This is a genomic window from Chryseobacterium sp. ZHDP1 (assembly GCF_018603435.1).
Lineage (GTDB): Bacteria > Bacteroidota > Bacteroidia > Flavobacteriales > Weeksellaceae > Chryseobacterium > Chryseobacterium indicum.
In genome coordinates, this window is sequence record NZ_CP075682.1 from 185,688 (window position 1) to 201,616 (window position 15,929).

At 39.1% G+C, this 15,929-nt stretch carries 11 protein-coding genes; all 11 read left to right on the plus strand.

Annotated elements, in window-relative coordinates:
* Positions 1–36: 36 nt before the first annotated feature.
* The 11 genes from uxuA (at position 37) to KKI44_RS00855 (ending at position 15,760) form a co-directional block, all read left to right on the plus strand.
* Positions 37–1,215 carry a mannonate dehydratase gene (uxuA, locus tag KKI44_RS00805; RefSeq protein ID WP_214589407.1) on the plus strand — a complete coding sequence of 393 codons (1,179 nt, stop codon included), beginning with the start codon at positions 37–39 and terminating at the stop codon, positions 1,213–1,215.
* Positions 1,216–1,334: 119 nt separating this feature from the next.
* A complete protein-coding gene (locus KKI44_RS00810; protein ID WP_214589408.1) occupies positions 1,335–2,150 on the plus strand; it encodes an SDR family oxidoreductase in 816 nt (271 codons plus the stop codon).
* A 17-nt stretch (positions 2,151–2,167) separates the two neighbouring features.
* On the plus strand, positions 2,168–3,586 hold the full coding sequence (gene uxaC, locus KKI44_RS00815; RefSeq protein WP_214589409.1) for a glucuronate isomerase: 1,419 nt from the start codon (positions 2,168–2,170) through the stop codon (positions 3,584–3,586).
* A 2-nt stretch (positions 3,587–3,588) separates the two neighbouring features.
* Complete coding sequence (locus tag KKI44_RS00820; protein WP_214589410.1) at positions 3,589–4,596, plus strand: PfkB family carbohydrate kinase; 1,008 nt, start codon at positions 3,589–3,591, stop codon at positions 4,594–4,596.
* Positions 4,593–5,231: a bifunctional 4-hydroxy-2-oxoglutarate aldolase/2-dehydro-3-deoxy-phosphogluconate aldolase gene (locus KKI44_RS00825; RefSeq protein WP_214589411.1), complete on the plus strand. Its 639-nt coding sequence runs from the start codon at positions 4,593–4,595 to the stop codon at positions 5,229–5,231. The genes KKI44_RS00820 and KKI44_RS00825 overlap by 4 nt, the downstream gene beginning before the upstream one ends.
* 1 nt (position 5,232) lies before the next feature.
* Complete coding sequence (locus tag KKI44_RS00830) at positions 5,233–6,522, plus strand: MFS transporter (protein WP_214589412.1); 1,290 nt, start codon at positions 5,233–5,235, stop codon at positions 6,520–6,522.
* Between the two features lie 128 nt (positions 6,523–6,650).
* Positions 6,651–8,372: a glycoside hydrolase family 43 protein gene (locus KKI44_RS00835; protein ID WP_214589413.1), complete on the plus strand. Its 1,722-nt coding sequence runs from the start codon at positions 6,651–6,653 to the stop codon at positions 8,370–8,372.
* 211 nt (positions 8,373–8,583) lie between these two features.
* A complete protein-coding gene (locus KKI44_RS00840; RefSeq protein WP_214589414.1) occupies positions 8,584–10,194 on the plus strand; it encodes a glycoside hydrolase 43 family protein in 1,611 nt (536 codons plus the stop codon).
* A 302-nt stretch (positions 10,195–10,496) separates the two neighbouring features.
* Positions 10,497–12,425, plus strand: a complete 1,929-nt coding sequence (locus tag KKI44_RS00845; protein WP_214589415.1) for an alpha/beta hydrolase-fold protein — start codon at positions 10,497–10,499, stop codon at positions 12,423–12,425.
* Between the two features lie 24 nt (positions 12,426–12,449).
* Positions 12,450–13,817, plus strand: coding sequence for a glycoside hydrolase family 43 protein (locus tag KKI44_RS00850; protein WP_214589416.1), 1,368 nt, complete (start codon positions 12,450–12,452; stop codon positions 13,815–13,817).
* A gap of 2 nt (positions 13,818–13,819) precedes the next feature.
* Complete coding sequence (locus KKI44_RS00855; protein ID WP_214589417.1) at positions 13,820–15,760, plus strand: glycoside hydrolase family 97 protein; 1,941 nt, start codon at positions 13,820–13,822, stop codon at positions 15,758–15,760.
* The last annotated feature ends 169 nt before the right edge of the window (positions 15,761–15,929 follow it).

Genomic DNA, 15,929 nt, shown 5'->3' on the forward strand with positions numbered 1-15,929 from the left:
TATCTGCCTTGTTTTTTAATTAAAAATTTTAATGGTATGGAAAAAACATGGCGTTGGTTTGGGAAAAACGATAAAATTAAATTACAAACCCTTTTACAAATTGGTGTAGAAGGTATTGTTTCGGCATTACACGACATTCCTAACGGAGAAATCTGGAGCTTAGAGGCTGTTAACGATTATAAAAATTATATAGAAAGTCACGGTCTTCGCTGGTCTGTTGTAGAGAGTCTTCCCGTAAGCGAAGCGATCAAATACGGAGGAGAAGACCGTGATTTTTTAATAGAAAATTATATTAAAAGTCTCGAAAACTTAGGAAAAGCAGGGATAACTACGGTTTGCTACAATTTTATGCCGGTTTTAGACTGGGCAAGAACAGATCTTTTCCATGAGTGGGAAGACGGTTCATCATCATTGTACTTTAACAAAGCAAGATTTGCTTATTTTGAAATTCATATTCTTAAAAGAAAAGGAGCAGAAAAAGATTACACTCAGGAAATTCTTCAAAAAGTTGAAGAACTGAAAAATACACTCACAGAAAAAGATAACCATGATCTGATCGATTCAGTTATTGTGAAAACACAGGGATTCGTTAACGGAAACATTAAAGAAGGCGAATTAAATCCCGTAGAAAAATTTAACAATTTACTGGCATTATATGATGGGATTGATAAAAATCAGCTTCGCGAAAACCTGAAATATTTCCTCGAAAAAATAATGCCGGTTTGTGAAGAATGGAATATCCAGATGTGTGTTCATCCCGATGATCCGCCCTTCGCATTACTCGGTTTACCAAGAATTGTCACCAACGAAGAAGATATCGACTGGTTTCTGAATGCAGTAGACAATTCCTATAACGGACTGACTTTCTGTGCAGGTTCTTTGAGTGCCAATCTACAAAACGATGTTCCGAAACTGGCTCAGAAATTTGCTCACAGAACAAAATTTGTTCATCTCAGAAGCACCAATGTTTTTGAAAACGGAGACTTTATTGAAGCACATCATTTAAGCGGAAGAGGAAAGTTAATCGATGTAATAAGAGTATTTGAAAAAGAAAATCCCGATCTGCCCATGAGAATTGATCACGGAAGATTATTGTCGGAAGATACAGATAAAGGCTATAATCCGGGATATTCTTTCTTGGGAAGGATGCTGGCTTTAGGACAGATAGAAGGAGTAATGGCAGCCGTACAGAATGAAATGAACAAAAAACTTTAGTAAGACAGAACCCGAAGGGTTCAATACAAATACCGTAGGTGAAACCTATGTAAAACAGAATACAATGAACAGCGAACCCGAAGGGTTCAATATCAACCATCATTCATCAAAAATAAAAAATGAACGAAATATTCAGTATAAAAGATAAAGTCGCAGTCATTACAGGAGCTTCCGGCGTTTTGGGAGGAAGCCTTGCCAAAAGTTTTATCGAAGCCGGTGCAAAAGTGGTGATGTTAGGAAGAAACCACGAAACACTGCAGTCCCGTGTAAAGGAACTTGCAGGTTCAGAAGATAATGCATTTGCCGTGGAAGCCAATGTAATGAACATTGAAAGTCTGGAAAAGGCATCAGAAAAAATCATCGAAAAATATGGTAAAATAGATATTTTACTGAACATCGCCGGAGGAAATATTCCTTCAGCAACCTTATCTCCCGACCAGTCATTTTTCGACATGAATATCAGCGGATGGGATGAGGTTACTGCTCTTAATATCAACGGAACCGTTTATCCTAGCTATGTTTTCGGAAAAATAATGGCGGAACAGAAAAGCGGCAGCATTGTTAATATTTCATCAATGGCAGCGTATTCTGCAATTACAAGAGTCGCCGGATATTCGGCGGCAAAATCCGCAATTACCAATTTTACCCAATGGCTGGCTTCCGATCTGGCTTTAAAATTCGGAGATAAAATCCGTGTAAATGCAGTAGCACCGGGATTTTTCATCGGAGATCAGAACCGTGCTATTTTACTCAATCCTGATGGATCTTTAACGGACAGAAGCAAAAAAGTAATTGCCAAAACACCCATGCAGAGATTCGGGGAAGTGGAAGAGTTAAACGGAACTGTACAGTTTCTCTGTTCAGATGCCGCAAGCTTCATTACCGGAGCTTTAATTCCCGTTGATGGAGGTTTTAGTGCTTTCAGCGGAGTTTAATTTTTTTAAATTGAATAATGAGTCATTTCATTAAAAATAAAGATATTTTCGGAGATTCGTTTTTGTTGGGATCAGCAAAAGCAGAGAACCTCTATTTTGGCTATGCGGAAGGAATGCCCATCATCGATTATCATAATCATCTGGAACCTGATGTCATTTCACATAACCGGAATTTCCGTTCTCCTACTGCAATATGGCTGGATGGCGACCATTACAAATGGCGTGCGATGCGCAATTTTGGGATTGATGAACACTTCATTTCCGGAAAAGCAGCCGATGAGGAAAAATTTCTTAAGTGGGCAGAAACCGTTCCTTATACGCTTCGGAATCCGCTATTTCACTGGACTCATCTTGAGTTAAAAAATACTTTTGGGATTAAAGAATATTTATCAGGTAAAAATGCGGCAGATGTTTACAGCTCAATGCAGGATTCCTTACAGAAACCTGATTTTACACCACAGAATTTGCTCAGAAATTATAAAGTGGAAGCACTTTGTACAACAGATGATCCTTCGGATGAGCTGGATCATCATAAAAAATTAAGAGCAGGAGGTTTCAGTACAGCCGTTCTGCCGAGTTTCCGGCCGGATATTTACATTAATATTATTGATCCCGAATCGTATATTCTCAACCTTAAAAAACTCGAAAAAGCTTCCGGAATCAATATCAGTTCGGTTTCCGATTTGTTGAATGCACTTCAGTCAAGAATCAATTATTTTGATGAGGTTGGAGCTAAAGTTTCAGACCATGGGTTTGAATATTTTCCGGACACAACGAAGTGGAGCTCAGATCTGGAAAAAGAGTTTTCAGAATTTCTGAAAGGCAACAAACCTGCATTTTCCAATCCGGATGCGCTTTGCGGATTTCTTTTGAAAGAACTTTGCAAAATGTATTCTGATAAAGGCTGGGTTCAGCAGTTCCACGTAGGGGCAACAAGAAATAACAATTCCCTCATGCTGAAAAGTATTGGCGCAAATACAGGTTTTGATGCAATCGGAGAGCGGTATTTTGCTCAAAGGATGAGTGTTCTTTTTGATGAACTCAATTCCGAAGACAAACTTGCAAAAACAATTATTTACAATTTAAATCCAGCTTATAATGAAGTTCTGGCTTCTCTTGCAGGCAATTTCAACCAATCCGGAATCCGCTCAAAAATACAGTTCGGTGCTGCATGGTGGTTTCTGGATCAGTTGGATGGAATGCAGAAGCAGATGAACACACTTTCGAATATTGGATTAATAAGCACATTTGTCGGAATGCTCACCGATTCCAGAAGCTTCCTTTCGTTTTCCAGACACGAATATTTCAGGAGATTGCTTTGTAATATGTTCGGAAGAGAAATGGAAGAAGGGCTTCTTCCCGATGACGAAAAATGGGTTGGAGCGATAATTCAGGATATCTGTTACTACAATGCCAAAAATTACTTCAACTTTTAAAAATGAATAAGGGAAATTCAAATAAAATTTTATGCTTTGGAGAAATGCTTTTGCACTTTGCTCCGGATTCTCATGGAAATTGGCTGGAAAATCAGTCCGTCAAAATTTATATAGGCGGAGCTGAATATAATGTGGCTTCCGCTCTTTCCAAATGGGGAAATAAAGTTTCTCTGTATTCTGCATTACCGGAAAATTATCTGGGCAATCTGCTGGAATTAAAATTAAATCTGGAAAAAATAGAAATCCTCGCAGAAAAATCAACTGGCAGACTGGGAACCTTTTATCTACCTTTTGATGGCGATATGCAGAATGCCAAAGTGATCTACGACCGTTTTCCTTCGGTTTTTTCAGAATCAGACTTTTCAGGATTTTCCGATGATGAACTTTTTCAGGATGTAGCCTGGCTTCATATAAGCACAATTACACCGGCTTTGAGCGATAATGCTTTTCAAAAATGTTTTGATTTGATGAAGAAAGCCAATGCCAGAAATATCAAAGTTTCTCTCGATCTGAATTACCGGGCTTCTCTTTGGCAGAATCAGAATCCTTTTGATAAAATCTCAAGGCTGATGCCGTTTGTGAATGTTTTAATGGGAAATATATGGTCAATTCAGGCATTTCTGGACATTTCAATCCAATACGAGTTAAAAGGAAATTTTGATGATGAAAACCTTTTAAAACAGGCTGAAAAATCGGCTTTGGAAATTCAGAAATCTTATCCCAATGTAGAAGGCATTGCCAATACTTTCAGATTCACAAAAGGGGACGAAGTTCATTATTTTGCAACCCTGTATTCCGAAGGAAAATTATTCATTTCCGAACATTACTATTCTGATAAAATTCTGGAAAGAGTAGGAAGCGGAGATTCTTTCATGGCGGCTCTTATTCACGGAATCATCAAAGGAAATACGAACCAGAGAATTCTGAATGACGCTGTAAAAGTAGCCTTTAAAAAACTTTTTGTACAGGGAGACACCATCAACGAAACGATTAATATCGAAAATTTATGAGTTCAACAATCATACAGAAAATAAAAGACCAGAAGATCGTTCCATTGTTTTACAATGAATCTTTCGACGTTTCAAAATCCATTGTAGAATCGCTTTATAAAGCAGGAATCCGCGTTGTAGAATATACCAATCGTGGAGCATCTGCTTTACAAAATTTCAGAAAACTGAAAGAACTGTCAGCGACAGAATTTCCGGAACTTTTCTTAGGAATAGGAACCGTAAAAAATGCAGCAGAGATGAATGAATACGTAAATGCGGGTGCAGACTTTATCATTACACCGGTGATCGATGACTCCATCGTGAAAAATGCCTCGGAAAGAAATGTTTTACTGATTCCGGGATGTTTTACGCCTTCAGAAATAAATCTTGCTTATCAGAACGGGCTTAGAATGGTAAAAATATTTCCTGCGGATGTCGTAGGGAAAAAATACATCAGATCAATCCTTCCTGTTTTCCCTGAAATGGAATTTATGCTGACCGGTGGAATCAGCTCTGATCCGGAAGATATTATGAGCTGGCTGGAAGGCGGAACAATTGCGGTAGGACTCGGAAGCTCTCTGATTAATCCCAATCTTTCTTCCGAAGAATTAAAAGATAAGATTAAAAAATTATTAATTCAGTTAAAGTCAAAATAAAATGCAGATACCTAAAACGAATCTCAGATGGTGGATGCTGTCTTTGGTTTTCCTTGCTACAACCATTAATTATCTTGATCGTCAGGTGATGGGATTGCTGAAACCAACATTAGAAACCGAATTTCATTGGAACGAAAAAGATTACAGCTATATTGTGATGGCTTTTACCGCAACATATGCATTCGGTTATCTGGCAATGGGACGTTTTATTGACAGAGTGGGAACCAAAATTGGTTATGCGGTTTCTTTGGTCGTGTGGAGTCTTGCATCTATAGGACATGGTTTTGTGAAGAGTACAATAGGATTTATTGTTGCAAGAATGTCTTTGGGGCTTAGCGAAGCCGGAAATTTTCCTGCGGCTATAAAATCTGTTGCAGAATGGTTCCCGAAAAAAGAGAGGGCTTTGGCAACAGGAATTTTTAATTCGGGAGCAACGGTCGGGGCAATTCTTGCTCCTGTTTTGGTTCCTTTTATTCTGGGGCATTACGGATGGCAGCAGACTTTTGTCTGGATTGGTGCATTGGGATTATTATGGATTATTCTCTGGTGGAAATTCTATTACACACCGGAAAAATCGAAGCTTGTAAGCCGGGAAGAACTTCAATATATTAAAAGTGACCAGCAGACACCGTCAGAATCTCATGAAAAAATTCCGCTGTCAGAATTATTGAAATACAAAGTAACATGGTCATTTGCCATCGGAAAAATAATGACAGACCCCATCTGGTATTTCTTCATGTTTTGGCTGCCCGCTTATTTTTCCGATGTTTTCAAAATGGATTTAACCAAACCTTCTATTCCATTAATCGTTATTTACAGCGGAACCACTATTGGAAGCATTGGCGGCGGTTATCTGTCATCATTTTTAATTAAAAAAGGCTGGGCGATCGGAAGAGCGAGAAGCATCGTGATGCTGTTGTTTGCATTAATGGTAGTACCGGTAATGTTTTCAAAATATGTAGAAAATATGTGGATAATAACCATTGTTATTGCGTTTGCAACTGCTGCGCACCAAGGCTGGGGAGCAAATCTCATGACAACGGTTGGCGACAGATTACCCAATAGCCATGTAAGTTCCGTGATCGGATTTGGCGGAATGCTTGGTTCGGCGGCAGGAATTATTTTCCCTCTGTTTATTGGTGTTGTTCTGGATACATTTAAAAAATCAGGAAATATTAATGGAGGATACAACATCATTTTCTTTATTGCAGGAATCTCTTATGTTGCCGCATGGCTGATCATTAAACTGATTAATAGGAAATCTGTAACTGAAGAATTAAACAAGAATTAAAATTACATCGGCTTTTAGTGAGGAATAAAATGCAGCTTTGAAAGATTTAAAAAGGTCAGATTCAATATTTTTCTGACAAGATTAAAAAACATAAATACCATATTAAACAATAATCTAAAAATATAATAATGAGACAGAGAATAATGCATTCGATTTTTTTAAGAAATAAACTTACTTTGTTGGCTACAGCCTCTTTACTTTCCGTAAGTCATTTTTCTGCACAGACTTTCTCAGATTTTACCTATCGTGGAAACGACAAAATATACAACGACAATCCCCTGAAACCGGACGAATTTTACTCCCCGATTCTTCAGGGCTGTTATCCCGATCCAAGCATTACAAAAAAAGGAGATGACTATTATTTGGTAAATTCTTCTTTCTCAATGTTTCCGGGAATTCCGATTTTCACTTCTAAAGATTTGGTAAATTGGAAGCAGATCGGTCATGTTCTCGACAGACCTTCCCAGCTTAAAGTTGAAAAAGGAGGCGTTTCACAGGGAATTTATGCACCGGATATCAAATACAACAAATACAACGACACTTTTTATATGATCACTACCCAGATTGCGGGTGGAGTCGGGAATATGGTCGTGAAAACCAAAGATCCTGCAAAAGGATGGAGCGAAGTACAAAAGCTGAATTTTGATGGGATTGATCCTGCCATTTTCTTTGATGATGACGGAAAAGCTTACATCGTTCATAACGATGCACCGCCAAAAGGAACCGAGCAGTATCAGGGTCATCGCGTTATAAAAATGTGGGATTACGATCTGGAAAAAGACCAGGTTGTCGCAGGTTCAGACAAAATTATTGTGAACGGAGGAGTAGACCTTTCGCAAAAACCAATCTGGATCGAAGGTCCTCATTTATACAAATACAAAGGGAAATATTACCTGATGTGTGCAGAAGGCGGAACCGGAGGTAACCACAGCGAAGTGATTTTTATGGCAGATTCTCCAAAAGGGCCTTTTGTTCCGGCTAAAAACAATCCGATTCTTACCCAAAGATACTTTCCAAGAGACAGAAAAGAAAAAGTAGACTGGGCAGGTCATGCAGATTTGGTGGAAGGCCCGAACGGACAATGGTACGGCGTATTTTTAGCAATCCGCCCGAATATCAATAACCGAGTAAATAAAGGTAGAGAAACTTTCATTCTTCCGGTTGACTGGAGCGGAACATATCCTGTATTCCAAAACGGTTTGGTTCCGATGAAACCGAAATTGAAAATGCCGGAAGGAATGAAAAATGAAACCGGACAAAACGGATTTTTCCCGAATGGAAATTTTACCTATAATGATAAATTAACCGATAAAAATCTGGATTTCCGTTGGATTGCAATGCGTGGACCGCGCGAAAATTTTATCACCACTACAAAAGCGGGGGTAAAAGTGAATCCTATGGAGAAAAATATCAAAGCTTTAGCTCCTGTTTCTGCATTATTCCGCCGATTGCAGCATGAAGATTTTGAAACCTCTGTAACGCTTGATTTTAAACCTAAATCCGAAAAAGAACTGGCAGGAATTACTTGCTACCAAAGTGAAAGATTCAACTACGTTTTCGGGATTACGAAAAAAGACAAAGATTTCTACATTGTTTTGGAAAGAACAGAAAAAGGGGAATCCAGACTGTTAGCAAGCGAAAAAATTTCACTTTCAAAAAATATTAAATTTCAGGTAATAGGAGAAAAAGATGAAATCAGCTTCAGCTATTCTTTGGATGGCAGAAACTTTAAAAATCTCGGCGGTCCGGTTTCTGGAGACATCCTTTCTACCGATGTGGCAGGCGGATTTACAGGAAGTCTGATTGGATTATACAGTACTTCTTCCAATGACATTGTGCCGAATCAATAGTAAAAGCAATCACTCGGAATATGAATTGGAACGGGCTTTAGCCCGTTTTTCAAAAAAAGAACAGCCAATTCGGCTTTAGCCAAAATAAAAGATCATACAGGCTTTTAAAAGGCTAATTCGAATTTACAACAGATTGATTATCAATAATGTCAAACTGAGCTTGTCAAAGAGTTTTTTAGATTGATTAAAACCAAACCAAAATTGCAAAAACGTGAAAATTAATATACCATTTTATATAGTTTCTTTTTTGGGATTTATCGGGCTGAATCCACTTTCGGCCCAGATAAATCATTCTGAAAAGACGACAACTCATTTTACCAACCCCATCATTTGGGCGGATGCTCCGGATTTATCAATTACCCGAAATGGTGACGATTTTTATCTGATAAGCACCACTATGCATCTGATGCCGGGAGCTCCTGTAATGCATTCCAGAGATTTGGTACACTGGGAAATGTTGAGCTATGTTTTTGATACACTGAATGATAATTCTAAATATGACTTGCTTAACGGAACCGTTTACGGACGTGGACAGTGGGCATCGTCAATTCGTTTTCACAAAGGAAAATATTACGTTTTGTTTTCTCCTAATGATGAGCCTTTTAAATCCTATTTTTATGTTACCGACAATCCTGAAAAAGGAAACTGGAAACTCATTACGAGAACCAGACATTTTCACGATGCGTCTTTGCTTTTCGATGATGATGATCGGGTATATGTCTTTACCTCAAATAAAGTTTTTGAGCTGAGTCCCGATTTTAAAACCATTATCGGAAATCAGGACGGAACAGAAGTCTTTCAGAAAGATGAATCAGAAACCGGACTTTTGGAAGGCAACCAGATCATTAAAAAAGACGGAAAATATTATATGATGATGATTTCCTGGCCAAGAGGCGGAAAACGCCGTCAGGAAGTGTACAGAGCCGATAAAGTTACCGGACCGTACGAAAAAAAGATCGTTCTGGAAGACAACTTTCTTGGATTTTCTTATGCCGGACAAGGCGCTTTGATTGACGATAAGAATGGCAACTGGTATTCCCTGATCTTTCAGGACAGGAATGGAGTAGGAAGAGTTCCGGTTTTGCTTCCAGTGAAATGGGAAAACAACTGGCCAATTTTGGGTAATAACGGAAAAGTACCTTTCACGGGTGAAGTTCCGCTTCCGACATTTAAACCAAAAAATCATCTGGTAGAAAGTGACGAATTTTCAGGTAAAAAAATGAAAATACAATGGCAGTGGAATCATAATCCTGTCAATTCAGCATGGTCTCTATCCGAAAGAAAAGGCTTCCTACGGTTGAAAACAAGCAGAGTAGTGGATAATTTATACCTCGCTCCAAACACCTTAACGCAGAGAATGGAAGGTCCTAAATCCACTGGCATCGTTTCTTTAAATGTGAAAGGAATGAAAGACGGCGATGTTGCAGGTTTCAGTGCTTTTAACGGTGACTCCGGCATTCTGTCTGTCATAATGGAAGGTGGTAAAAAATTTATTGTTTTTTCATCCGATGCAGTCAGTTTAGATAACAAGACCAAGGCAGTTATAAGCGTTAAAAAAGAGGAGAAAAAGCGTATTCCTCTGAATTCCGATACCGTTTATTTTAGAATTGATGCCGATTTCAACCTCGGAAAAGATCTCGCAGATTTCTATTACAGTACCGATCAGAAAAACTGGACCGAAATGGAAAAAGGATACAAAATGATTTTCGATTACCGAAGATTTTTTATGGGTTCCAGGTTGGCAATCTTCAATTATGCAACCAGGAATCTGGGTGGTTTTGTAGATGTTGATTTTTTCAGAGTCAATACTATTTCAGAGTAATGATGTGGGATTATTTTTGGGGTAGCTTATCCGTCTTCCACTCCCGCTTTTTTATTCGTCGTTTCTCCTCACAAAAAGAGCTCCGTTCAAGCCGGGCTACGAGAGATTCGCTGTTTAAAAAGACATATGAGCTCCGTAGGAGCATTCTGTTAATAGAAAAAAGTTGCGTCACCAAAACAAAGCCTCGTAGAGGCGAACTGTTAATAAAAACAGACGATAAAATTTAAAAAACAAATCAAATCCATTTGAATGAATAATTTTTTTATCAAAATCAATAAGTGTAAAAATTACAAATAAAAATCATGAACAGATCCATTATATTAACAGTCACTTTCATGTTATCCGGAGTTCTTTTTTCTGCACAGACTTCCGATAAACAGGCACCACAGGGTTTTGATGTAGAAAATCCTACAATTTCTCACGGAAAAATAGATACGGTTCAATATCTCTCAAAAACGGTAGGAACGACCAGAAAAGCCCTGATTTACACTCCACCCGGATTCAAAAAAGGAAATAAATACCCTGTTCTTTATCTTCTTCACGGCATCGGCGGGGACGAAAAAGAATGGTTTAATCAGGGAAAACCAAATGTTATTCTCGACAATCTCTACGCACAGGGAAAACTGCAGCCGATGATTGTTGTTTTACCGAACGGAAGAGCAATGAAGAATGACAGAGCAACAGGAAATATTATGGCTCCGGATAAAGTAGAAGCATTTGCAACCTTCGAAAAAGATCTGCTGAATGACCTCATTCCCTTTGTAGAAAAAAAATATCCGGTTAAAAAAGACAGAGAAAACCGCGCTTTGGCAGGGCTTTCAATGGGAGGCGGACAAACCCAGAATTTCGCCTTCGGAAATATGGATAAATTTGCATGGTTGGGTGCATTTTCTTCAGCTCCCAATACAAAAGAGCCTGGTCAGCTTTTACCCAATCCGCAGGATGCCCTGAAGCTGAAACTTATTTTTATTTCCTGTGGCGATGCGGACGGACTGATGCCTTTCAGTAAAAGAACCAGCGACTATCTCAAAAAAAACAAAATCCCCCATATTTTTTACATCGAACCGGGCGGTCACGATTTTAAGGTCTGGAAAAACGATTTATATATTTTTTCACAGCTTTTATTCAAGCCTGTCGACAAATCTCAGTTTAGTAATTTTACGGTTTTAGGAACACCCGCAGCAACCAATATTAGGAATGCACAGTATCCTCAAATTCTTCCCGACGGAAGAGTGATGTTTAAAATCAAAGCTCCGGAAGCACAAAAAGTACAGATCGATTTGGGAAAAAAATATGACCTGAAAAAAGATCTCGATGGATTCTGGACAGGCACAACAGATCCTCAAAGCGGAAGTTTTCATTACTATTCCCTGCTGATTGACGGTGTTGCGGTTGCAGATCCCTCCAGCGAAACATTTTACGGAATGGGAAGATACGCCAGTGGAATCGATATTCCTTTTGAAGGAGATGATTTTTATGCTTTAAAAGACATTCCTCACGGGGACATCCGCATTAAAAATTTTTATTCCAAAGTCACCAATTCATGGAGAAGAGTCTTCATTTACACACCGCCGGGTTACGACCAGAATTCCTCCGAATCTTATCCCGCACTGTATATTTTACATGGCGGAGGCGAAGATGAAAGCGGCTGGGCAAAACAGGGCAAAGCCAATCTTATTCTGGATAATCTGATTGCAGAAGGAAAAGCAAAAAAAATGATTATCATTATGCCCGATGCCAATATCGGACAGGCAGGAATCCGAAATTTCGGCGAACGCAATCTTCAGCTTTTTGAAAGAGAACTGAAAGAATCTGTCATTCCGTTTGCAGAAACCAATTACGGAATTAAAAAAGGCAAGGAAAATCGAGCTTTGGCAGGACTTTCTATGGGTGGAATCTATACATTATATACAGGAATTCAGAATTCCGAGATGTTCTCAGGTTTAGGCGTTTTCAGTTCAGGATATATGCTGCCTGCGCTTCAGGACGTTGCCGACAAGCAGTATAAATTTTTAACGGAAAATAAATCTGCCTTTTCATCCAATATCAGAAATTTTTGGATTTCAATGGGTGGAAAAGACGATATCGCCTATGAAAACGGTCAGAAAATGCTGAAAGAACTGGATAAAATCGGAATTAAATATTCTTATACAGATTATCCTGGAGGTCATACATGGCCGGTTTGGAGAAACAGTCTCTGTGAGTTTGCGCAAGGGCTTTTTAAAGAGTAAAATCGTATCCAAAGTCAATTAAAAATGAAAAAAATAATGTTAAATATCTGTCTGATAGGCTTTTCAGGAATATTATATTCGCAGAATCCTATTATTCAGACCAACTATACCGCCGATCCGGCTCCGATGGTGTACAATGACAGGCTTTATGTTTACACTACCCATGATGAAGATGATTCTACATGGTTCACGATGAACGACTGGAGAGTTTATTCCACCAACGATATGGTGAACTGGACCGACCACGGAACAATCCTTTCCTACAGCGACTTCGACTGGGCAAAACGTGATGCGTGGGCGGCACAGTGCGTGGAAAGAAACGGTAAATTTTTTATATACGTTCCGATGTGGTCTAAAACCAATAATAAAGGAGCGATTGGTGTTGCGGTGGGAGACAGTCCGTTCGGGCCGTTTCATGATCCGCTTGGAAAACCTCTTGTGCAAAGCGAATGGGGCGACATCGATCCGACGGTTTTTATTGATGACGACGGACGGGCGCATATGTACTGGGGAAATCCGAAACTCAAATATGTAAAACTGAATCAGGACATGATTTCTTACTCCGGCGAGATTGTTGAAGTTCCCATGACAGAAGAATCTTTCGGGAAAAGAGACGGAAAAGAAAATCCTGAAAGACCGACAAAATATGAGGAAGGACCTTGGTTATATAAAAGAAAAGATCTGTATTATCTCTTCTGGCCGGGCGGTCCGCTTCCTGAATTCATAGGCTACTCCACAAGCAAAAGCCCAAAAGGTCCATGGAAATACGGCGGAATTGTAATGCCAACCGAAGGGAAATCGTTTACCAATCATCCCGGAATTGTTGATTTCAGAGGAAAAACCTATTTTTTTTATCACAACGGCGCTTTGCCGGGAGGAAGCGGATTTACAAGATCCGTAAGTGTGGAAGAACTCAGTTTTAATAAAGACGGCTCGGTTGTACCCATCAAAATGACGAGTGGAATAACCAAAGCCATTGCAGCCATTAATCCTTACTCATTTAATCAGGCGGAAACAATTGCATGGTCAGAAAATGTGAAATCTTATCAGAACAAAGCAGCAGGCGTTTTTATCAAAGCAAAAAAAAGCGGCGCTTACACCAGTGTGAAAAATGTGGATTTTGGCAGAAAAGGAGCCGCTACATTTTCAGCAAGAGTGGGAACAACACACAGCAGTGACGTGATAATGGATGTTCGTCTGGACGGTATTAACGGACTATTGGTTGCCACGGTAAAAGTCCCTTTAACCGGCGGAGACGACCGTTGGGAAACCGTGAAAACAGAACTGAAGGAAAAAATTACCGGCGTTCACGATGTGTATTTTGTATTTAATGGAAAAGCACCTAAAGATATTATGTTTTTCGATTATTGGACTTTTCTTGAAAATAACTGATTATGATTAAAATATCCTACCTCTCCATATTGTTGTTGTTCCTCACCGGAATTTCAGGTTTTGCACAGGTCGCAGAAATCTCAAGCCCCGACGGAAAATTAAAATTAAATGTCTTTGCTGAAAACGGAAAAGCTCTTTACAATCTTAGTTTTGAGGGAAAAATAATGTTGGAAAAATCTCCTTTAGGTCTGATTACCAATGAATCTGATTTTTCTGAAAATTTGAAATTCGTTGATAGTAAAAAAGATAAGGTTTCTAAAAAATATACCAACGAGAAAATCAAGAAATCACAAGTCAGTTATACAGCAAATACTTTGACAGTCAATTTTACCAATGCAGACAATTTCACGATGGGAATCGAATTTCAGGTGAGCAATAACAATCTGGCTTTCAGATATGAAATTCAGTCGATGAAAGACCATTTAAGTGCGGTCGTACAGTCAGAAACTACAGGCTACAGATTCCCGGCTCAAACCACAACTTTCCTTTCTCCGATGATGAAGCCGATGACAGGTTTTGCCAGAACGGCACCAAGCTACGAAAGTGGATATAAAGCTGATGCAGAATTAGGAACAAAAGCCGATTATGGTTATGTTTTTCCGGGATTGTTTCATGTCGGAAACGATGGATGGATTTTATTGTCTGAAACTGGTGTAAACAGTCTCTACTGCGCTTCTCATTTGGATACAAACCCGGAAAAAAATCTTTATCAGGTTGCTTACCCGAATAAAGCTGAAAACAATGGATTTGGAAGTACAGGAGCATCCATTTCACTTCCGGGAAAAACGCCATGGAGAACCATCACCATTGGCGATTCTTTAAAACCGATTGTAGAAACCACGATTCCTTTTGACGTTGTGGAGCCAATGTATGAACCCTCACAGAAATATACCTTCGGAAAATCAACCTGGAGCTGGATTTTATGGCAGGACAACAGTATGAATTACGAAGATCAAAGCCTTTTTATCAATTTAGCATCAGAAATGGGGTATGAATACATTCTGATTGATGCACTTTGGGACAAAAACATTGGCAGAGAAAGAATGAAAGACCTCATTCAATATGCCAGATCCAAAAATGTAGGTGTATTGCTTTGGTACAATTCCAACGGTGCTTCCAATGATGCGCCGATGGGACCGAGAAACAAAATGAGTTCCTCCATAGAACGCAAAAAAGAAATGAAATGGCTGAAAGAAGCAGGAGTACAAGGGCTGAAAGTCGATTTTTTCGGTGGTGATAAACAGGAAACAATACGTCTGTATGAAGACATCCTTTCCGATGCCAATGATTTTGGGTTAAAAATTATTTTTCACGGAGCAACATTACCGAGAGGCTGGGAAGTAATGTATCCGAATTATGCAGGAAGTGAGGCAGTTTTAGCGTCCGAAATGCTCTATTTTTCCGAAGATATCCGCAAACAGGAAGCTTTTTTCGCCTCGCTGCATCCCTTCATCAGAAATACCGTCGGAAGTATGGAGTTTGGCGGGACTTTTCTCAATAAATATTTAACGAAATCCAACAAAGACAAGAATAAAAGATACACAACAGACAGTTTTCAGTTGGCAACGGCGGTTCTGTTTCAGAATCCGGTTCAGATGTTTGGGATAACACCGAACAATCTGAACGATGCCCCAAAATTTCAGCTTGATTTTATGAAGAAGATCCCGACACTTTGGGATGAAACCGTTTTTATAGACGGTTATCCCGGAAAATATTCCGTGATCGCAAGAAGACATCAGAATCAATGGTATGTTGCCGGAATTAATGCAGAAAAAACGGTAAAAAAATTGAAAATCAGTCTTCCGATGTTCGCCGGAAAAACGGTAAAATTCATTAATGACAATGCTCAGGGAAATTCATCAGAAAAAGAAATAAAAGTGAGTAAAAAAGGTGATTTCACTGTAGAAATTCTGCCAAACGGAGGATTTGTTTTGAGAAATTAATTGGTTTTGGGCAGCTTTTTCCGCCTTCCACTCCCGCTTTTTTGCCTCCGCTTTGCTGCGGCAAAAAGAGCTCCGTTCAAGTCGGGCTGCGGAAGATTCGCTGCACTCAAAGAATCCGAAGGATTCAATATCAATAACCATAGGTACAAATCTATGGAAAGAGATATGG

Excerpts from the sequence above, each read along its gene's own strand:
- uxuA (WP_214589407.1), top strand. The coding sequence starts at position 37 with ATGGAAAAAACATGGCGTTGGTTTGGGAAAAACGATAAAATTAAATTA.
- KKI44_RS00825 (WP_214589411.1), top strand. The coding sequence starts at position 4,593 with ATGAGTTCAACAATCATACAGAAAATAAAAGACCAGAAGATCGTTCCA.
- KKI44_RS00835 (WP_214589413.1), top strand. The coding sequence starts at position 6,651 with ATGAGACAGAGAATAATGCATTCGATTTTTTTAAGAAATAAACTTACT.
- KKI44_RS00820 (WP_214589410.1), top strand. The coding sequence starts at position 3,589 with ATGAATAAGGGAAATTCAAATAAAATTTTATGCTTTGGAGAAATGCTT.
- KKI44_RS00850 (WP_214589416.1), top strand. The coding sequence starts at position 12,450 with ATGAAAAAAATAATGTTAAATATCTGTCTGATAGGCTTTTCAGGAATA.
- KKI44_RS00855 (WP_214589417.1), top strand. The coding sequence starts at position 13,820 with ATGATTAAAATATCCTACCTCTCCATATTGTTGTTGTTCCTCACCGGA.
- KKI44_RS00845 (WP_214589415.1), top strand. The coding sequence starts at position 10,497 with ATGAACAGATCCATTATATTAACAGTCACTTTCATGTTATCCGGAGTT.
- KKI44_RS00810 (WP_214589408.1), top strand. The coding sequence starts at position 1,335 with ATGAACGAAATATTCAGTATAAAAGATAAAGTCGCAGTCATTACAGGA.
- KKI44_RS00830 (WP_214589412.1), top strand. The coding sequence starts at position 5,233 with ATGCAGATACCTAAAACGAATCTCAGATGGTGGATGCTGTCTTTGGTT.
- uxaC (WP_214589409.1), top strand. The coding sequence starts at position 2,168 with ATGAGTCATTTCATTAAAAATAAAGATATTTTCGGAGATTCGTTTTTG.